The organism is Nocardia gamkensis NBRC 108242, assembly GCF_001612985.1.
In the GTDB taxonomy this organism is placed as follows: domain Bacteria; phylum Actinomycetota; class Actinomycetes; order Mycobacteriales; family Mycobacteriaceae; genus Nocardia; species Nocardia gamkensis.
Genome location: NZ_BDBM01000042.1, coordinates 1 through 19,278, shown reverse-complemented (window position 1 = coordinate 19,278; position 19,278 = coordinate 1). Strand labels below are relative to the sequence as shown.

Below are 19,278 nucleotides of genomic sequence, written 5' to 3'. Positions count from 1 at the left end.
TCCGGGTCGACATCCGCCGACGAACCACCCCGCTATCTCGCTGACGAACCGGCATTGCGGCGCGGGCGCCGTCGCGGGCAGACGCGACGCGATGTGTGCCTCCTGCCGATACACCTGCGCGAGTTCGTCTCCCGCCTCGATCGCCTTGACGAAGGCCGACTCGCCTCCGACGGTGCGCACGCGCGCCGCTACCCCGTGGCTGAACCCGCCGCGCTGATCCACGGCCGCGCACACGACATCCCCGAGCAGGCGCTCCACTTCCAGCCGCACCGGCTGCGGCATCTCGCCCCACCCGGTCCGCGATGCAGAGCCCAGGTAATCCACCATCGACCCATCGACCCATCGACCCATCGACCCATCGACCGAGTCTTACCCGCGACTCGCCAACGAATTATTCGTCTTCGCATGAAGGCTCAGGAAGTGGCCTCGCAGGTGTCGAGGTAGTCCTGGCCGCCGATGTATGTGGTGTGGCCCGACTCTGCGGAAGCGGCGGTGGCCAGGGCGACGGCGGTGGCGAACTCCGCGACGGTGGGCAAAGTGCCCTGGTCGCGGCGCGCGGCGACCGCGTCGGGGTTTCGGCGCTCCAGCAACTGGACGATGATCGTGCCGTCGATCATGTCGCCGGAGACGACGTGCAGGGCGATGCCCTCGGCGGAGAGTTCCGGGATCATGGCGCGCAGCGCGTCCTCGCCGGCGCGCTTGCTGGCGGCGATGGGTTCGTAGTCGGCGGGCACCGGTTTGCGGCCGTGGAAGTGGGCCTGATGGCTGGTCACGAACACGATCCGCGAACCGGAAGGCATATGCGGCAGGGCAAGTCGAACCAGCCGTTCCTGCGCGTCACGGTTGAGGGCCATCGCGTATCCGGGTGAGGCGTTGCGCTCCAGCCCACCGGAGGCGTTGAGGATCAGCACATCCAACCGGCCGAACTCCTCGACCACCCCGGCGACCAGGGCGCCTGCCGAATCCGCGTCGGCGATGTCCGCGCCCGCCGTCGACGCACTGCCGCCCGCCTGCCGGATCGCCTCCGCCAACGCGTCGGCCCGCTTGGCCTTCTCCCGGTAGTTGATCACCACGTGGTCACCCCGTGCCGCGAGCACCCGAGCGGTCTCCGCGCCGATACCGCGGGAGGCGCCCGTGATCAGAACGATTCGCCGTCCGGTCGTGTCGTCCACTGTCACCCTCTCGGTCCGCCCGGCGGCCCGGGCCAGTGCTTCTATTTCAGAATCACTATGCTGGTTCTAAATGAGAAGCGCAAACGAACCCAAGCCGCCGCGCGGCCGGGACAACCCGGCGAACGCGCCGCTGCTGGCCACGATGGACATGCTCGGCCAGCGCTGGATCCTGCGCATCCTGTGGGAACTGGAACCCGATCGCCTCGGCTTCCTCGAACTGCGTAGACGCATGGGCAATTGCTCCTCCAGCATGCTGTCGGTGCGGTTGCAGCACTTGCAGTCCGCGGGCCTGATCGCGAAGAATCCCGACAAGTCGTATGAATTGACCACCGCGGGCATCGAACTCGGCACAGCATTGGGGCCGGTCTGGGACTGGTCGCGCCGCTGGCGGGTGACTCCCACCGACGCCGGTACCGACTGAGCGGCTCACGCGCCTGCGCAACGTCCACGGATCAGGGCGATTGTGCTGGTCGAATCAGCGGAGCTTGCCGCGCTCCGCATCCGAGCCCGAGACTTTTCGGCGAAGTGTGTGAGCCGGTGAGTCGCGCCGGGAGGGCGGGGTTGACCTTCGAGTTGGTTGAGGCTCCATGATGGCCGGGTGACGAGTTCGGAGCCCGCAGGGTTGATCACGATCGGTGTGCTCGCGCGGGCCAGCGGGCTCACGGCGAGCGCGCTGCGGTTCTACGACGACTGCGGCCTGCTCGTTCCGGCCCGGGTCGACCCACTGACCGGATACCGCTATTACGCCGAGGCGCAGCGGGAACAGGCGACGCTAATCCGGCAGCTGCGGGCGATCGAGCTGCCGCTGGAGGCGATCGCGGAGATTCTCGCCGGTGACGCCGAGCGCGCGCACCGCCTGCTCGATCGTCACGTGGCGGAACTGACGCGCAGAGCGCGCGAAGCCGCGCACGTCGCCGCGGCGGTCAAACAATCGCTCGGCGCTCACGTGGCGGTCGATGCGGCGGCGCTGGCGCAGGCGCTCGAGCAGGTGCGCACCGCCGCTGCCCGGACCCGGGAGATTCCCGTGCTGGCGGGCGTTCTGCTGGAAGCGGGCGCGAACGCCGTCACCCTCACGGCGACCGACCGCTACCGTCTATCCACCCGCACGGTGGTGGCGAAGCAGCAGCACGGCGGCGAATGGTCCGTGGTGCTCGATCCGAACGGCCTCGAGTCGATCACCGAACGGCTACGCGACATGGACGAGGTCGTCGCCGCACCGGCCGACGACGGACTGATTCTGACCGGCCACGGCATCACACACCGGTTCGGTGTCATCGACGAATCCTTTCCGGATCACCGCGCCGTGCTGTCGGGACTGGGAGCGGTCCGCACCAGAGCGATCGTCGCCCGGAACAGGATGCTGGACTTGCTCGAAAGAGCGCATACGCCAGTACGATTCGTGATCCACGCGACCGGAATCATGGCGTCCGCACCCGGCGCAGCGCATCGCCTGCCCGCGACGGTCACCGGCTGCGCCGTCACCCTGTCGTTCGACCCCGCGACACTGCTGCCCGCCGTCCACACCGCGCTGGGCCCCGATCTCATGCTCGACATCATCGCGGCCGATCAGCCGGTGATCCTGCGCTCCGCGACCGACGGAGACCTCACCACCTTGGCCATGCCGGTCCGGACTCCCGAACCCGGCTCTTCCCCCTAATCGTCCTCGCAACCACTTCGCCGAAAAGCACGCAACCGCGCCTTCATTCCGCCGGGCGATCCTCACTATTCGCTCCGACTACTCCCGATTGCCGGGCCGCTCCGAGCAATTCGTCCGGCTCACCCCGAACACCGAACCTCACCCATCCACCCCGGAAAGAGACCCGATGAACTCCGCAACCGACCCCACCATGGACGCCATCACCAGCGCTGTCGCGCTCGGCCGCGAGGGCCGTCCGGACGACGCGCGGAACGCTCTGCTCTCCGCGTGGGCCTCGCTCGGCCCGCAAGGCGACCCGCTGCACCGGTGCACGCTCGCCCACTATCTCGCCGACCTGTACGACGACGCCGCCGAAGCGCTCACCTGGGACATCCGCGCGCTGGACGCCGCCGACAGCCTTACCGACGATCGCGCGCGGAACTACGACGGATCGCTGCGGGTGGCCGCGTTCTACCCGTCACTGCACCTCAACCTCGCCGACGACTACCGCAGGCTCGGCTCGTTCGACGCCGCGCAGCGCGAAATCGACGCCGCCCGCGGGTGTCTGCACACACTCGCCGACGACGGCTACGGGGCGACGATCCGAACGGCGGTCGACGAAGTCGAGTCGGCGATCCGCGAACGGCGCACCGAACGCCGGGACTCGGCGCCGACCGGGGGCCGATAACGCGCGAGCAGCCCGCACCGATCCGGTGCGGGCTGCTCAGGAACGGGCCTACTTCAAGCGCAGCTTGCCGAACAGACCGTCCTTCTCGTCGTCGGGCCCGGCTGTGAAGTACAGCGAGTCCGCGTCACCGAGGCTCTCGCCGTTGCCGAACATCAACGCCCACAGTCCCTCGATGGCGACCGGCTTGCCGTCGGCGTCGCGAAGGTAATCGGCGAACTTGCCGGTGGTGTCGTCGTAGGCCAGCACGTGCCCGGCGCCGCCGAAGTTGCCGACCAGCAGTTTGCCGCTGAGCGGCCCGAACCCGTCCGGCGCGATCGTCACCGCCCATGGCGCGTTGAGGCGCTTGCCGTCGTCGATGATGCGCACCAGCTTGCCGCCTGCGTCGAACTCGGCCAGCTTGCCCTTGTCCGGCTTGCCGCCCGCGTCCTGCTCTTCGTCCTTGTCCAGCGAATCCTCCTCGCCGGCGTCGAACCCGGTCGCGTCCTTCTCGTCCGGCTGCGTGGTGGCGTAGGCGACGAATACGCGGTTACCGATGGTCGAGACGTTGAACGGCGCCGGATCGCCGGGCTTGGCCTTCTTGCCCTTCTCCGGCGCGGCCGGGTCGATCGCGTCGCCGGTCGCGAACGGGTTGGCGAAGCCGGCGGTCGGGATCAGCTGCCAGTTGCGGTCGAACGTCCGGACCTGCGGGTCGGCGCCGAAGTCGGCGGCCAGCAGCTTGTCACCGGACGGGGCGAGCGCGATGCCGAAGAACTGCATCCCCTGCGGCTGGCCGTCGAAGACCAGGTTCGCGGGTCCGTCGTGGCGCACGATCCGGCCCTCGAGGCCCAGCTCGGTCCAGGCGGAGATCTTGCCGGAGTCGGTGGCGAAGATGAACCGCGCCGAACCGTTCAGCGGCCCGCCTTCCGCCTCCACCGGCTGATCGTGCACGACGAACAGATCGGAGGTGATCGCCGCCGGATTGAACACCACGCCGGTGGTCTTGCCCACGCTCTTGTCCGAAGTGTCGGCATCGGCGCCGGGAATGGTGACGATCTTCAAATCGTCCTGGAAGAGCTTCTGCACCTTCCCGTCCGAGGACCTGGTCACATCGCCGACGAACTGGAACGATTTACCGCCCGCACCGACCCAGAAGTGCCCACCGGCGCCCTTGGGCCGGTCGGCCAGCCCCCAGGCGTTCACCAGGTCGGGAAAAGTGAACTGCGCCTTGTACTCCGCGTTATTGGCCGCGAGATTGGTCTGGACGTATTTGTTGCCGTCGAGCGCGGGCACGTCGTCCGACTTCGAGTCCGAGCAGCCCGCCGCCACGATCAACGCGACACCGAGCGCCGACGCGCGCAGCAGACCACTCCGGGTCCGCGACCGAGGCAGACCGCCACGGTGCGACTCATTCCAACGTCCGTTCAACTTCTTGTTTCCTTTCCGACCACACCACATTGGTGATAAGGCGAAGCTAACCTTAGCGTGGAGCAAATTCGGGAGTACCCGAACGGTTGAACGAGGACGGGTTAGGCTGTTCGCCGTGGTCGAACCCCAGCCTCCTATTGCTCTCCATCCCGATATCGCTCCGCTCGCTCCGCTGCTCGGCACCTGGCGCGGCAACGGGCAGGGGGAATACCCGACCATTCAGCCGTTCGGTTATGTCGAGGAAATCCGGTTCGGCCATCTCGGCCGTCCCTTCCTCACCTACCGGCAGAAGACCCGCGCCGCCGACGACGGCCGGCCGCTGCACGCCGAGACCGGCTATCTGCGTTGCCCGCGCCCGGACCGCGTCGAATTGATCCTCGCCCATCCCACCGGTATCACCGAAATCTGCGAGGGCTCGCTCGCCGTCGAGGACGGCACGCTGCGCATGGAATTGGACTCCACCGCCATCGGCCGCAGCAGCACCGCGAAACTCGTCACGGCCCTCGGCCGGTCGCTGCGCCTGTCCGGCGACACCATCGACTACACACTGCGGATGGCGGCGGTCGGCGAACCACTGCAACATCACCTCGCCGCCACCCTGCTGCGGAATTGAGCCGCACTAGAAAGTGCTCGGCAACCGGCGCCGCCCACTGCTCAGCTCGCTGACCAGATCCTCGTAGGCGACCGCCGCTTCGGCCAGCCGCTCCCACGCGAACCAAAGATCCCACTGCTGATCGTCGGCCATGGCCGCGTACGCGCATGCGCTGAGCCGCGCCAGCCGGTCGACCACCGACCCGAACGATTCGGTGTGCAGATAGGCTCCGCCGCGCGCCGTGGGCAGACGAACCTCGATCCAACGATCGATGTCCCTGATCAACCGGTCCCGCTGTCCGTCGGCGCCGCAGCGACATCCCCGATCCATGCGGATGCGGCGGAAATGCAGGTCGGCCAGGGTGCGCGCCCGCAGTAGCACCGGATGTCCCGGCGGCGGCGCATCCTCCCGGCAGGCGTGCAGCAGTTGACTTCGCGTCGGCAGTCCGTCGCTCATACCGCACCTTTCCTGCCCGCACGGGCCAGCACGCAGTTCACGATCCCCATCCCGGACGGACGGAACGTATCCCGCGGCGGCACCACCCATCGACGAAATCCTCCGCTCGCGTCGGCGGGTGACGGCAATGCGATTTCGCTGCCGAAAGGCACGATCGAAACGTCGATCCGGAACAACGCTGCGAACAGCCGCACGTCGTCGGGTACATCCGGCCGGCACAAGAAAGTCCATCGGCGAGAACGAATATGCGCGACCACCGGGCCGACCGCCTGGCCACGGAACAGCATGTCGTCGCGCACACACTGCCCCAGCCCGTCAGGCATCGTTATCCCGCCCACCACACCCGCCTTCACGACGATGCGGCCGATCTCCGGATGTATCCCGGCGGGCAGCCCACAGGTGCGGCGGTAAAACGCACAGCGGGACGCTGGGGTGTCCGCGAATGCCGCATGATTCATTCGCCAACCTCGATTCACCTAGTTCGGTACGCGAGAAATCCCGGTCGCTGGACCTGTAACCGTTGGGGCGGTTAAGGTTTCAGCACTTCTTCGATTCGGACCGGTCGCGATCAGTAGAGCACCGGATATTGCTGGGCGGGAACGTTCTCAGTGGTGGAATCGGGCGAAAACCGCCCAGGTTCCAAGGCCCCCCGCCACAAGGTTCCAGTTAGGTACCCGGCCGCTAGTTCGGCTACGAAAGGGATTCGTCGTGACTTCAACAGGTTCCACCCTGCCCCGTCGGATGCTGGGGCGGCAGCTGCGGGCGATGCGGATCAGCGCGGGCATCAGCGCGGAGTACGCCCGCGACGCGATCGACGTCAGCAAACAAACGCTGTGGCGGATGGAGACCGGGCAGCCGGTCCGGCTCCATCCCCTGTTCGTGGAGGGGCTGTGCAAGCTATACGGGGCGTCCGAAGAACGCACCGCCATCCTGCTCAACCTGGTCGAGGAGACCAAGCGCAGCGGATGGTGGCATGCGTTCAACGACACCATCCTCGAGGACTTCAACCTCTTCGTGGAGTTGGAGGCGACAGCCAAACGCATCGGCTCCTATCAAACAACCCTCCTCCCCGGACTGCTGCAAACCGACGAGTATCGGCGTGCCTTGATCTGGGTCCGCTTCGCGGCGATGTCCGGGGCGGAGGTCGAGCGGAAGATGGAGGCATTCAGGCAGCGGAAATCGCGCTTGGACAATGACTCCGAGCCGGTACGTTTCGAAGCCGTCATCGATGAATCCGCACTGCGTCGGGCGATCGGTGGCCCCTCGGTCATGGAGGGCCAGCTCGAACACCTGGTGCGAGTCGGTGAACAACCGAATGTTTCGGTACATGTGGTGCCCCTTGCCGCAGAGGCATACGCCGGGCTGAACGTCGGCTCGTTCGTGATTCTCGACTTCCCGCAGCACCCGATCGCCCATCTCACCGAGCCACCGGTCGTCTACGTGCAGGGATTCACCGGTGACCTGTATCTTGAGAAGCCTGACGAGGTCCGGGCTCACCGTCAGGCGTTCGCGGACCTCTTGCGATCGGCCCTCGACCAGGAGAGAAGCCGAGCCCTCATCCGCCAGATCGCCAAGGAGTATGCCGAATGAGCGCCAGCCTATCCGATGCCACTTGGTTCAAGAGCAGCTACAGCAGCGCGGACAGGGACTGCGTGGAGGTCGCGTTTCTGCGCGAAGGATTGGTGGGTGTGCGCGATTCGAAGAACCCCGCTGGCCCGGCAATCGTGTTCACGCCGAGCGTGTGGGACCGGTTCACCACACGCGTAGCCAGCGGCGAGCTCAGTTGACTGAGCCGTAGCTAAGTCCCTCGACCACAGCCCCGGCCTTCTCTCGCCGGATGCGCCGGGGCGTGCTCGCGCGGGTGAGCGAAAGTCCTTCTCCTGCCGCTTGCACCTGCCGGAAACCCCCGGTAGCGTCGACACTCGCTGATGGGGCGGAGGAGCCGGTTCCGTTCCTCGAGTAGGGCGTCCTAGTACCGGCGGCGGGGGTTCGATGACAAGCAGGTCCAGCAAACGACTAATGATTCCCATTCTCGGCGCGATCGTGGCAGTGGCGGGATGCTCGACTTCGGACGACGACGATCAACCGACTGGACAAAGCACGCCATCCTCCGCACCGAGCCTTGCGTCTGACGTGCCCTCCGGTTACCGACCGTGCGAAGACGTCCCCAAGACCGTCTTGGACTCGGAAAAGCTGCTCGACAAGACACCGGACAACTCCGAAGCCACCGGCGGTGTGAAATGGCGCGGATGCATGTGGGTTCAGACAGACGGCTACGCGGCCACCATTCAGACGACCAACATCAATCTGGACATGGTTCGGAAAAAGAACTTCGCCGACGCCCGCGAGTTTCTTATAACCGGCCGTCCGTCGATCTCGACACGCCAGGTTGCTGAACGCTTCAGAGAAGCTTGCACCATCAACGTCGAGATGAAAGGCGGCAGCTTGGAGATCAATCTCAGCAACCCGGCATCGAATCGCAGTACTGGCTCGCTAGATACCTGTGAGCTTGCACGCACGTTGGCCGAAAAAGTTGTTCCCACAATGCCTACGAACGCGTAATCAACTGGTCTTGGATCGGAATCACCGGGAGGGGTGAACATGGGTGATGACCAGACGACCAGGCCAATGGCGAATCTGGTTACAGCAGCGCGTGAGGGTAACGTCGCAGTTCAGATGACAGCGGAAGACTTCGTCTACATCGATCGCGACTGCGACTACTTCAAGCGTACGATCCGCCGTATTCAGATGATAATGGATGAGGTCTCGCGGCAACCATCATGGGGGCTTGGCGAGACAGACCAAAAGTTAGTGTCAGGGTCCACATTGGTCAACCGCTTCAAGGACAAGGCAAGAGGCGCGGACGATAACAACAGCGTCTACGCGATCCTGGACGACCACTATCGTATCGTCGAGGATATCCAAGAGGTACACCGGATAGCCCGCGATCGAATGATGCAGGCGGACAGCAACTTTGCTGCGGAGTTCGAGCGACTGAACACAACACTACCGGAGCGGTCACCCGTCCAGCGTCCTGCAGGACCCGTCTCACTTCCGGATGGAACAGGCAGATGAGCGCCTACGAGAGCCCGCGCATTCCGAACGGTGGCGAGCATCCCGACAGTTGGGGCCACTCCGAGATCAACGAGGCGTTCAAACCGCTCGATAACGGTGGCGCTTTCATGCAAGCTGACAAGTACTGGCAGGCTCGCAGCGAATGGGAGCAGGGTGTAGAAACCTTCGCCCGCTCCATCCAAACCTCCATCGCTCAAGCCTGGTCCGGCCCCGCAGCGGAGCAATCCAAAAGCGCGATCGCCAAGTACACCAGTGAAGCGCAAAATTTGACGACTTCCCTCGATGAGCTGTATTGCCGGGTCCGCGACGCCGCCACCGCGATCGCCGATACGAAGAAGGCTCTCCCGGACCTCGTCGAATTCTCCGTCGGCGAGCGGATCTTTCATCCGACGCGATGGATTCTGTCGGACGACCGGTCCGAGGCCGAGCAGTCCGCGCGGGTGGCGATGAAGGAGTTCTACGTGCAGCCGTTCAGCGAGATGGACGGCAAGATCCCGGTGTTGCCCACTCCGGTCGGCCCGACCGCATCGGTGGACATTCCAGCGCCCCCGCCGGGTGGATACCACAGCGACGACAGCGGCGGACCCACGACGAACGACCCGGGCACCAGCCCTACCGACACCGGCACTCCCGGCGAAAAGGACGGCGACGGCAAGCCCGACGAGACGAGCACCGAGGAGCCGCAGTCCACCGACGAGTCGACGCAGGACGAACAATCCTCCGACACGACAGCGACGGACACCTCGACCACACCCGCCAGCGTGGACCCCACGTCGACGACTCCCGCCGGTACCACGGACCCGACCAAGACCGTGCCGGCCGGAACTCCGACTCCGCACAGCCCGGGCACCCCGAGCAGTCCCGGGACTCCCGGCACCACGAACCAGCCGCAACCGGGGCGCAGCATCGCGGGAGCACCGGGCACGCCGAGCACATCGGTCAATCCGGCCGCGACAACGAACACCTCGGTCCGCGGCACGAGCGGTACGCCGGGCATGATGGCCCCCGGGGCTCGCGGCGGCGGCAAGGACGACGAATCCGAGCACAAGACGCCGGACTACCTGATCACCCAGGAGAACACCGACGAGCTGCTCGGCGAAGTCCCGAGAACGCTGCCCGGCGGCGTCATCGGCGGCACGCCCGACTGATCGGGCCACACCCCTTCTCGACTTCGCGCGCGCCCGCATCGCGTATCGGCGGCGGGCGTGCGCGCGTGGACATTGGCCGCCTTCACGCGGCCGGATTGGACCTCACATGGCTGAATGGACCTGGGATCCCGACGACTTCGCCGCTCTCTGGTACGGCGACGCCCACGATCGCATCCCCGGCCCCTTGCGCTACACCAGTCGTTTCGCCTTCCGCGACGACTTCGCCGCCCACCGTACCGCCGTGTGGCAGCGCTACTCCGCCGACGAACGCGATGAGATCGCCGCGGCCTTCCGCACCTTGGGCGACTCCGACCTCCGCATCGAGATCCTCGGCGGCACGTGCAAGCACAAGAACAGCACCGGTCCCGACGACATCCGCGAGTACCGGATCCTCGGCGCACGCGACAGCTACCGCGCCGTCATCCTGAGCCAGGCGGGCAATCAAACCGAGCACGGCCCGATCCGCGCACGCATGTTCCCCGCCGACCAACTCCCGGCCCGCCTCGTGAACGCCATCCCTCCCTGCACCCCCGGAGCCGAGCGACCGGCCACCTTCCACCCCCACGACCTGACCCCCCGCCGCGACACCTACCTCCAGGACAACGCCCGCAACACTCCCCGCGAGCAATACCAGCGCCTCCTCGGCCGCCCCGTCGACGGCGGCGGCACCGCCGTCCTCCTCACCGCTCCCCTACACACCCGCGCAAAACCCACCAAAGTCCTCCAATGGCACGACATCTCCGACGACGGCCGCTACACCGAACACCGCACCGACCACATAACCGTCCGCCCAACCACCCCCACCGACCTGACCACCCACTTCACAACCTGGATCAACCAAGCCCTCGAACGCCTCGCAGCCACCCACCCCGAAAGTTGGTAGGCGTGGGTCGCTACTCGCCCGCCGCGCCGGGTCCCGGCTCCAGCGGCGGTGCGTCCGCACGCGACCGAGCGAAGCCGCGTGGCTCATGTATTGCTGGAGTGTGGTTTTCGCGTCGAAGTACGCTGTGGCAGGACCTACCTTCCAAGCCGTGGCTTCACCCTTGTCGGGGCGGCAAAAGGAACGGTAGTGTCTGTCCGGCAACAGCATGAGGGGAACGAATTACTGGATTGCTGGTGCACCACGGCGGGCCGTGAGGGGGCTGGTGACTTACGCGGTCCGCGGTGATTGCAGCCCGTTGTCACTTGATTCGACGGTGGGCGGCCATCGGCACAACCATGCCACTGCAGTGAAGACAGAAGGGGAAAGAGTGGCGACTGGCTTGATCGGAGTCGGCCTGATCACAATGAATCTCGACGAAGGGCGCCTTCCGGTAGATGTCGATGTGAGCCGGAATATTCACGACCGCCTGGAATCCGCGGACCTCTCCGCCGCGGCGATGACCGGCTACTATGTGGCGCTTTGGCGGCATGACGCGCCGGTCATCGCATCGGGTAGGTGGACCGAATTGACCGTCACGCCCTCTCGCCGTGAAGAACTGATCACGCTTCTCGATACCCGATCGCTCGCCGAATTCGAGAGGGTCGAACGATCATTGCGGCTGAGTGACGAATTCGTAGGGCAAGGGCCGGTGACCGACTTCGGAGTGCCCTCGATCACGGTGGTCGCGAACATCTCGCGCATCGGCGGCATCGAGATCGATCCGCGGTGGGCGGCCACGGCCAGCCCGTCCTACATTGCGCACGACATCCTCGACTGCGCGAATCAGATTCGGCAACAGCGCCCACGTTTCCACGAAGACGGGACATGGGCCGACCGCACCGACGATGAGCTCGAACACGAACTCGCGGAATACAAGCGCTACCTGATGAGGAACTCGTAATGGTCAATTTCTCAGCGGATCTGAACCAACTTGTCAAGGCCGCCAAAGCCTGGGATCAGGCGTCGGACGCCCTCACCGTCGCCGCTACCGAGGCTCAGAGCATCCACTTCAGTCATCAGGACGTCGCCTGGGGGCTTTTCCGAGAAACTTGGGATGCCCAGATGGCGGCCGCGCGGTATATGTACGACAGACTGGTCGAAGGAAGAGATGAAACCGATTCCATCGCCAGGGTTCTGGACCATGTCGCCAAGGTATATCAGGAGCAGGACCAGAACTTCGCGAACGTTCTGATCGAGCTGGAAGCGGATTACTGATGGGTGCCACGAAGTCGCTGGACGAGATCAACACGGTACTCGATAGGTTCTCGGACCAGATCGCGGAGATCAGGAGCCAACCCGCCAAGGTGGATGACGCGTTCCGGAAGGCGGCCATCGCCGCCGCCGAGGTCGAGGCAGCGACATTCTTCGGAATGGCGGGTGCGGTGGCAGGTGCCGTCTACGGCGCGATGACCGAGGACGACTTCACCGGTTACATGCAGGACCATAAGGAAGAGATCAAGAAGAAGATCCAGGAGCTCTTGGACAAACTGCAGGGCGCGGTCGACAGTTTGAAGGCACCCATCGCCTTCCTGCAGACGAGCGAGGCATGGACGACGCTGAAGGGGAAGATCGGCGGCGCGCAGAACAACGAGGTGAACAACGGGAACGTCATCGGCTACTGGACAGGAGCGGCGGCACTCAAGTACACAGCGGCGCGCACACTCCAGGACACCGCAATGGATTCCGCAAAATCAACCTGCGATAAGATGACCGAAGCACTTGCCAAGGTATCGGACATCGCTTGGGACTTTTATTCCAAGATCGTCACGGATATCGCGGACCTGCTCATAAAACTCGGGACAGCTCTTGCCAAGATCGTCACCTTCGTCGCCGCTCCGATGGTAATATCCGATACGATTGATATCATCGGAAAAGCGATCAGCAGCGCCGTCGAGCACACGAACAAGCTTCTGGATGCCATACTTTTACAAGCGCAGAGCATCAACAAGATACGGGAGTCGACAGAAAATCAGAAAGGGTTCCATAACAACCGGTGGCCGCGCAGCGCTTCCGACGACTTCAATACCAACTATCCCAGCCCTGAATGGCAGGCGACATGAACCTGCGAAAGCTGCTGGCGATTTCCGTGCTGGTAGTAATGCTTTCGGCTTGCGATCTGTTTTCGCGCACTAAACCCGAAAGATATGAGATACCGACGAGCAGCCACACCATCCAGGACTTATGCGACTCTACGAAACAGTTTTTCGTCACCCGCGCTGGTACCGAAAATCTGAAGATCAGCCCCGGTGCTGGTGGAAAAGCGCTGACCGATGAGATCGGCGGCGGCAACGGGTGCGCCTATGAGAAGGCCGACGGGTCCGCGTGGCCCTACCTCGGATACGTATCCCTGTTTCGCGTCACCAGTGGTAACACCCTGTCCACACCTCCCGCGACGGCAGAGAACTACCCGGCCAAGGTCCGGACTGTGGACGGCGCGACCGTCAAGGTAGCTACCGAGCCACTGCCCAAGGGGGGCGATCACGCCACCACTCTGCTCGACGTCGACCTCACCGCCACGATCGACGGCTGGAAGGGCGAACTCCACTTCAGAGCCACCGAAGATCAAACGACGCGAGATGACAAACCGACACGAGAGGGCGCGCAAGCACTGGTGCACATGATCCGTACGTTGAAGGGCTGATCGCTCTCGCATGGCGCGTGGAACGACAACGCGCTGGTGGCACCTTCCTAACATCTTCCGCTGGAACCACCGGAACAACTCCCCCGTCCGCGCGCTCTCGACAACCGGGAGTACTGCCCGAGCGAAATGGCCCAAACGATCTTCGACCGGCCATTGTCACCGGACAGCGCACCCGATCGGTGAAGCGAATTCAGACCTGCTGATTCGCGGCTCGACGCCGGAGCATCGCGTGGTGGATGTAGTACTTGTCGACCTGGCGGGTGAAGACGCTCACCACCTCCCAGCCGAAGTACATGTCCAACCATTCGATGCAGGATGTCAGGGTCGACAGGGTTCCGTGGTGGTTGGCTTTCAGCAGGCCCGAGTCCCAGGCGAGACCGCGCCGGGGCTGCGCGTAGATGATCAGGTGCTTGCGCTGGTAGGTGCGCATGTCGACGGTTCCGTCGAGGATCGACTTGGCGTCGAGGACCGGACCCGGACCGGCCGGGAGCAGTGGAGGCCGTCCGTTCACGCGCGGATTCCCGCCCGAGCGGCACGACGAGTACGACTTACTCGTGCATCGGTGGAAGACCGGCGAAGCCCGCTTGGACTGCCCGGCTTACCGATTCCGGCACCGTCTCGATCGGTCAATGAATCCCCCTCAGACGCAATGTTCTACAACCGGTCCACGATATCGCTCTCGAACGGGCCTCGAAGCCCGGCGGTCCCGCCGCTCGGAGGGCAACCACCGAGCCACACCCTGCCACGAGAACATCTGGCACAGCGACGAAAACGGACAAAAACAGAGTGGGTGACTCATTGCCGAATCAACCGTAGCGGGGCGCTAATGGAAAGTGCCGGGCCATCTGGTGAGTCGGGGCACTGCCCGGTACAGAGAATCGATCTCCACGGAAACCAGGAGGCATCGCCGTGCCCACTATCACTGCTATCACCCCGACCTCGGGCCCCACGACGGGCGGCACCAGCGTCACGATTGCCGGTACGGGGTTCACCGGCCCGCTAACGGTGCGCTTCGGCTCCACCGCAACGACTTTCACCATCGACTCCGCTATCCAGATCACGGCCGTCGCGCCCGCGGGGTCGGCCGGTCCGGTACAGGTGACGGTCTCCGACTCGAGCGGTACCAGCAACGGAGCCACCTACACCTATCTCGCTGTGCCGGCATTGAACTCCATCGCCCCCGGCCAAGGGCCCACCGGGACGTCGGTCACCCTCACCGGCTCGGGACTGACGGGCGCCACCGCGGTCACTTTCGGTACCACACCGGCGACTTCGTTCACCGTTGACTCGGACACGCAGATCACGGCCGTCGCCCCGGCCGGCACGGGGATCGTGGCGGTCACCGTCACCGCTCCGGGTGGCACCAGCAACGGGATTCCCTTCATTTACGTCGTGGTGCCCACCATTACGTCGATCGTCCCGGCTTCGGGCCCCACCTCGGGCGGGAACAGCGTCACGATCTCCGGCACCGGGTTCACCGGTCCGCTGACGGTACGGTTCGGCAGCACCGCGACGACCTTCACGATCGACTCGTCGACGCAGATCACCGCCATCGCCCCGGCCCACGCGGCGGGAGACGTTCAGGTGACCGTCACCGGCTCCGGCGGCACCAGTAACGGCCTGACCTACACCTACGCCTGATCGAGACAGCTCATGGGCCGTCGCCGGATTTCCGGCGGCGGCCCAATCACGTTGGCTCCGATCGACTCCGAAACCCTCCCGAGTCAGTATTGAACAGACCGACCAGGATCATCTGGAGCTCTCCGCATACCGGCTCCGAGGAGCGGACACGATCCGCTGCCGAGTAGACGAACAGGGATACAGCGACAAGCGTTGCGCGCGAGAGCGTTTCGCTCGAGTACGGTACAGCCGAAGCCGCAGCCGACCACCCCCTCCGGCCACACCGACGAGATCCGCGCTGCGGCAAGGCCACACAATGCGTTCGCGCTGGAGCTCCAGCGCTGGTCAATACCTGGCAACGATCTGGAAAACGGACAAAAACGGATCATCCGACGCGTTGCCGACCCGCAGATCCTGGGGCATAACGGAGTTAACCGGTTTACGACTACCGTCGGACACTCCCGGCACGGAGGAACCAGCAAACAGAGAGGCAGCGTTATGCCTACATTCCTCTCCCCGTCCTCGGGACAGAACTCGCGAGGTCCTCGCGGCACGGTGACAACCGGCATTCCAGTGGACGGCACCGCTCCGGCACGGGCCGCAGCGCCGCACCACGAACCCTCCTCCACCGCACACGGGTTCGACTAGATCCCACAACGCGGATGGGCCTGCGACAACGCGATCCGAACTTTCGGATCGCCGGAATCCGACCAACCGCACGAACGCACAGCTTTCGGACGGCGGAGTCCGCGATCGGCCGACGCACCGTCGGTGCCACAACAAGAAAGAAAGGGAAGAACCGATGAACAAAGTAGTCACCATCCTGCACAGTGAGCCCGTCCGCGCCTTGCTGTACCCGCTGCTGGCGGCGCTGATCGGTTACGGGGTCACCAAGGGCGTCCTCTCGTCCGACCTCTCGGGTTTCGTCCTCGCCATCGTCGCGGCGGCTCTGGGCCTGCCCGCGGTCGAGTCGGCGCGCCACCGGGTGAGCCCGGCGCCACCGGACAGCGGTGAACCAGCATGAGGACCCCGAAGGAAAGGACGCGCCACGACCCCTTCGAGGTGGTGCTGTGCGCTGTGTTCGGTGTCTCGATGCTGTTGCAGTGCATCTACGGCCCGCCGCCGGCATCGGCGACCACGGCCATGCCATCCGGATTCCGCACGCTGTGGCTCGTCCTCATGTTGATCGGCTGCGTCGCGACGCTGGTCGGTCTGTTCGCCCGGCGCGTCTGGGGATATCTGGTCGAGCAGGTCGGCCTGGGGGCGCTCGGCTGGTCACTGGTGGCCTACGGTGCGCAACTGCTGCTGTTGCAGATCCAGCACCGAACCATCGGTCCGGCCACGGTTCTCGGCGGACCGCTGCCCATCGCGCTGGGCATCGCGTTCCTGTGGAAGCGCCGACAGGTACTGCAGGACGTCCGGGCGCTGCGCGCGGTGAAGCTCCGGGAGGCGCCGTGAACATCATCCAGCAGTCGCCGATCTTCGCGGCACTGGTGCTCATCGCCAGTTCGTCGGTGCTGTCGGCGGCGGTCACCGCGTGGTTCAAGCGCGGCGACGTCGACGCTCACATGACGAAGACGAAGGCCGACGCGGCGAAAGTCCTCAGCGACCTCGCCATTTCGCAGACCCAGCAGATGTCCGAGCAGATGGGCGAGTTCCGCATGGCGCTGCGGGTGCACCGCGAGTGGGATCGCAAGATGGTGACCCGGGCACGGCAGGCGGGCATCGAATTCGACGACCCACCGGAGCTGTTCCTGTAGCGCGAGAAGACGCTTTCCGGGCGGAACGCTGAAGGACGTTCCGGTTGGTCGCCAATCGTTCGCCAGCACCGCGGCTCTCGGCGGGCTCACCGTTGGCGCACCCACCGGCAGCCCTGGCGAAGCCCTGCCGAAAACAACGCTGCCACAACGCCTGCCAGGACGTTCACGTCACAATGCGACGCGCCGTTGCCAATCCGAAAACGGACCAAAACGGATCGTCAGACACGTTGCCAGGCACCGATTCAAGGGAGTTAATGGAGATAGCCGGGCTGCTGAACAGCGGCGGGCGCCCCCCGGTGCAGAGGAATTATCACCACGGCGACAAGGAGGCAGCATCATGCCTACCATCACTTCCCTCTCCCCGACATCAGGCCCGACCACGGGGGGAACCAATGTCACGATCACGGGTACCGGATTCACCGGCCCCATGACCGTCCGGTTCGGTAACACCGCGACCACTTTCACCATCAACTCCCCTACGCAGATCACGGCGATAGCTCCCGCCGGATCGGTAGGTACGGTGCAGGTCACCGTGACCAATTCGAGCGGGACCAGCAATGGGGTCGCCTACACCTATGTGCCGGTCCCCGCGCTGAACAGCATCAGTCCCAATCAGGGCTCCACGGGTGGCGGTACGACGGTCACCCTTACCGGCTCGGGCTTCACGGGCGCCACCGCGGTCAACTTCGGTAGCACCCCGGCGACTTCGTTCACCGTCAACTCCGACACGCAGATCACGGCTGTCGCGCCTGCCGGAACGGGGATCGTGCCGGTCACGGTGACCGGACCGGGTGGCACCAGCGGTGCGGTGCCGTTCATCTATGTCGTCGTACCCACCATCACGGCCATTTCGCCGACCGCCGGGCCCGCCTCGGGCGGCAACACCGTCACGATCACCGGCACCGGGTTCACCGGCCCGTTGACCGTCCGGTTCGGCAATACCGCAACCATCTTCACGGTCAACTCCCCCACTCAGATCACCGCCATCGCACCGCCCGGAACGGGCAGCGTGCAGGTGACGGTCACGGCCTCGGGCGGAACCAGCAACGGCGTCACCTACACCTACGCCGGTGTCCCCGCGCTGACGAGCCTCGCACCCAATACCGGACCGACAACCGGCGGAACCACGGTCGTCATCACCGGAACGGGCCTGTCGACTGCCACATCGGTCAGTTTCGGTGGCACACCGGCGACCTCGTTCACCGTCAACTCCGATACCCAGATCACCGCCGTCGCACCGGCCGGCACGGGGACCGTGCAGGTCACCGTCACGACACCCGGCGGAACCAGCAACGGCCTCCCCTTCACCTACGTCGCGGTGCCCGCCATCACCACGTTGGTGCCGAATACCGGTCCGGTCACCGGGGGGACGACGGTCATCATCACGGGAACGAATCTGACGGGAGCGACGGCGGTCAGTTTCGGTGGCACACCCGCGAGCTCGTTCACCGTCAACTCGGCTACCCAGATCACGGCGGTCGCGCCGGCCGGGACCGGGACCGTGCAGGTCACCGTCACGACACCCGGCGGAACCAGCAACGGCCTCGCCTACACCTATATCCCGATCCCCGCGCTGACCACGGTGGTCCCGAACATAGGACCGGTCACCGGCGGGACAACGGTCGTCATCACCGGCACCGGGCTCACCGGAGCGACCGCGGTGAACTTCGGCGCCACACCGGCAGCCTCGTTCACCGTCAACTCGGCCACCCAGATCACCGCCGTCGCACCGGCGGGGACCGGGACCGTGCTGGTCACCGTCACGACCGCGGGCGGAACCAGTAACGGCGTCGCCTACACCTACGTCGCGGTGCCCGCCATCACCACGGTGGTTCCGAGCGTAGGACCGGTCACCGGCGGAACGACGGTCGTCATCACCGGAACCGGATTCACCGGAGCGACCGCGGTGAACTTCGGTGCCACACCGGCGACCTCGTTCGTCGTCGTCTCCGACACCCAAGTCGTCGCCGTCGCACCGGCGGGAACGGGGACCGTCGGAGTTACCGTCACCACCGGGGGCGGAACCAGTAACAGCGTCGCCTACACCTACGTCGCACTGCCCACCGTCACCGCGGTGGTGCCGAACGCGGGCGTGGAAGCAGGCGGCACGACGGTCGTCATCACCGGAACAGGTCTGACCGGAACCACCGCGGTGAACTTCGGT

Annotated in this window: 24 protein-coding genes; 19 read left to right on the top strand and 5 right to left on the bottom strand. The window is 65.2% G+C overall.

Translation table 11 applies throughout. The features are described 5' to 3' along the window. Positions 1-413 precede the first annotated feature (413 nt). Entirely contained in the window at positions 414-1,178 is a 765-nt protein-coding gene (locus tag NG1_RS27005) for an SDR family oxidoreductase (protein WP_062975394.1), read from the bottom strand. A 64-nt stretch (positions 1,179-1,242) separates the two neighbouring features. On the opposite strand from NG1_RS27005, the gene NG1_RS27000 reads away from it, so the two are divergent. From NG1_RS27000 to NG1_RS26990, 3 genes are all read left to right on the top strand, one after another. Beyond that, positions 1,243-1,593 carry a winged helix-turn-helix transcriptional regulator gene (locus NG1_RS27000; protein ID WP_062975392.1) on the top strand — a complete coding sequence of 117 codons (351 nt, stop codon included), beginning with the start codon at positions 1,243-1,245 and terminating at the stop codon, positions 1,591-1,593. Between the two features lie 177 nt (positions 1,594-1,770). After that, on the top strand, positions 1,771-2,829 hold the full coding sequence (locus tag NG1_RS26995; RefSeq protein WP_063910446.1) for a DNA polymerase III subunit beta family protein: 1,059 nt from the start codon (positions 1,771-1,773) through the stop codon (positions 2,827-2,829). 166 nt (positions 2,830-2,995) lie between these two features. Then, positions 2,996-3,496: a hypothetical protein gene (locus NG1_RS26990; protein WP_062975387.1), complete on the top strand. Its 501-nt coding sequence runs from the start codon at positions 2,996-2,998 to the stop codon at positions 3,494-3,496. A gap of 48 nt (positions 3,497-3,544) precedes the next feature. Here NG1_RS26990 and NG1_RS26985 read toward each other — a convergent pair whose 3' ends face one another. Then, the gene (locus NG1_RS26985) at positions 3,545-4,900 is read right to left on the bottom strand and encodes a TIGR03118 family protein (RefSeq protein ID WP_373686135.1); all 1,356 of its coding nucleotides are present in this window, start codon (positions 4,898-4,900) and stop codon (positions 3,545-3,547) included. Positions 4,901-5,015: 115 nt separating this feature from the next. On the opposite strand from NG1_RS26985, the gene NG1_RS26980 reads away from it, so the two are divergent. Then, positions 5,016-5,513, top strand: a complete 498-nt coding sequence (locus NG1_RS26980) for a peroxynitrite isomerase (protein ID WP_084499217.1) — start codon at positions 5,016-5,018, stop codon at positions 5,511-5,513. 6 nt (positions 5,514-5,519) lie between these two features. On the opposite strand, the gene NG1_RS26975 is transcribed toward NG1_RS26980, so the two are convergent. Both NG1_RS26975 and NG1_RS26970 read right to left on the bottom strand, forming a co-directional pair. Beyond that, entirely contained in the window at positions 5,520-5,948 is a 429-nt protein-coding gene (locus NG1_RS26975; protein WP_062975386.1) for a DUF4254 domain-containing protein, read from the bottom strand. Then, complete coding sequence (locus NG1_RS26970; protein ID WP_062975385.1) at positions 5,945-6,406, bottom strand: hypothetical protein; 462 nt, start codon at positions 6,404-6,406, stop codon at positions 5,945-5,947. The genes NG1_RS26975 and NG1_RS26970 overlap by 4 nt, the downstream gene beginning before the upstream one ends. 250 nt (positions 6,407-6,656) lie before the next feature. Between NG1_RS26970 and NG1_RS26965 the strand changes: the two genes are divergently transcribed. The 10 genes from NG1_RS26965 (at position 6,657) to NG1_RS26920 (ending at position 13,734) form a co-directional block, all read left to right on the top strand. Next, positions 6,657-7,538, top strand: a complete 882-nt coding sequence (locus NG1_RS26965; RefSeq protein ID WP_062975384.1) for a helix-turn-helix domain-containing protein — start codon at positions 6,657-6,659, stop codon at positions 7,536-7,538. Beyond that, a complete protein-coding gene (locus NG1_RS26960; RefSeq protein ID WP_062975383.1) occupies positions 7,535-7,735 on the top strand; it encodes a DUF397 domain-containing protein in 201 nt (66 codons plus the stop codon). The genes NG1_RS26965 and NG1_RS26960 overlap by 4 nt, the downstream gene beginning before the upstream one ends. 232 nt (positions 7,736-7,967) lie before the next feature. Further along, a complete protein-coding gene (locus NG1_RS26955) occupies positions 7,968-8,510 on the top strand; it encodes a DUF3558 domain-containing protein (protein ID WP_062975381.1) in 543 nt (180 codons plus the stop codon). 39 nt (positions 8,511-8,549) lie between these two features. Next, a complete protein-coding gene (locus NG1_RS26950) occupies positions 8,550-9,023 on the top strand; it encodes a hypothetical protein (RefSeq protein ID WP_245660071.1) in 474 nt (157 codons plus the stop codon). Continuing rightward, complete coding sequence (locus NG1_RS26945; RefSeq protein ID WP_062975379.1) at positions 9,020-10,171, top strand: chromosomal replication initiator protein DnaA; 1,152 nt, start codon at positions 9,020-9,022, stop codon at positions 10,169-10,171. Before NG1_RS26950 ends, NG1_RS26945 begins: the two co-directional genes overlap by 4 nt. A 106-nt stretch (positions 10,172-10,277) precedes the next feature. Then, a complete protein-coding gene (locus tag NG1_RS26940) occupies positions 10,278-11,054 on the top strand; it encodes an ESX secretion-associated protein EspG (RefSeq protein WP_062975377.1) in 777 nt (258 codons plus the stop codon). A 262-nt stretch (positions 11,055-11,316) separates the two neighbouring features. Further along, complete coding sequence (locus tag NG1_RS26935; protein ID WP_157114257.1) at positions 11,317-11,994, top strand: hypothetical protein; 678 nt, start codon at positions 11,317-11,319, stop codon at positions 11,992-11,994. Continuing rightward, positions 11,994-12,308, top strand: a complete 315-nt coding sequence (locus NG1_RS26930) for a hypothetical protein (RefSeq protein WP_062975372.1) — start codon at positions 11,994-11,996, stop codon at positions 12,306-12,308. Before NG1_RS26935 ends, NG1_RS26930 begins: the two co-directional genes overlap by 1 nt. After that, complete coding sequence (locus NG1_RS26925; protein ID WP_062975370.1) at positions 12,308-13,153, top strand: hypothetical protein; 846 nt, start codon at positions 12,308-12,310, stop codon at positions 13,151-13,153. The genes NG1_RS26930 and NG1_RS26925 overlap by 1 nt, the downstream gene beginning before the upstream one ends. Further along, positions 13,138-13,734 (top strand): hypothetical protein, encoded by a 597-nt coding sequence (locus NG1_RS26920; RefSeq protein WP_062975368.1) that lies wholly within the window; start codon positions 13,138-13,140, stop codon positions 13,732-13,734. The genes NG1_RS26925 and NG1_RS26920 overlap by 16 nt, the downstream gene beginning before the upstream one ends. A gap of 190 nt (positions 13,735-13,924) precedes the next feature. On the opposite strand, the gene NG1_RS26915 is transcribed toward NG1_RS26920, so the two are convergent. Then, positions 13,925-14,245, bottom strand: a complete 321-nt coding sequence (locus NG1_RS26915) for a hypothetical protein (protein ID WP_062975366.1) — start codon at positions 14,243-14,245, stop codon at positions 13,925-13,927. Positions 14,246-14,643: 398 nt separating this feature from the next. Between NG1_RS26915 and NG1_RS26910 the strand changes: the two genes are divergently transcribed. The 5 genes from NG1_RS26910 to NG1_RS26890 form a co-directional block, all read left to right on the top strand. Continuing rightward, a complete protein-coding gene (locus NG1_RS26910) occupies positions 14,644-15,375 on the top strand; it encodes an IPT/TIG domain-containing protein (protein WP_210750146.1) in 732 nt (243 codons plus the stop codon). Between the two features lie 781 nt (positions 15,376-16,156). Further along, positions 16,157-16,378 carry a hypothetical protein gene (locus tag NG1_RS26905; RefSeq protein WP_062975362.1) on the top strand — a complete coding sequence of 74 codons (222 nt, stop codon included), beginning with the start codon at positions 16,157-16,159 and terminating at the stop codon, positions 16,376-16,378. Next, positions 16,375-16,812 (top strand): hypothetical protein, encoded by a 438-nt coding sequence (locus NG1_RS26900; protein ID WP_062975360.1) that lies wholly within the window; start codon positions 16,375-16,377, stop codon positions 16,810-16,812. The genes NG1_RS26905 and NG1_RS26900 overlap by 4 nt, the downstream gene beginning before the upstream one ends. Continuing rightward, positions 16,809-17,114, top strand: a complete 306-nt coding sequence (locus NG1_RS26895; protein WP_040868226.1) for a hypothetical protein — start codon at positions 16,809-16,811, stop codon at positions 17,112-17,114. Before NG1_RS26900 ends, NG1_RS26895 begins: the two co-directional genes overlap by 4 nt. 337 nt (positions 17,115-17,451) lie before the next feature. Beyond that, positions 17,452-19,278: beta strand repeat-containing protein (locus tag NG1_RS26890; protein ID WP_174554922.1), on the top strand; the 1,827-nt coding region annotated here is incomplete at its 3' end.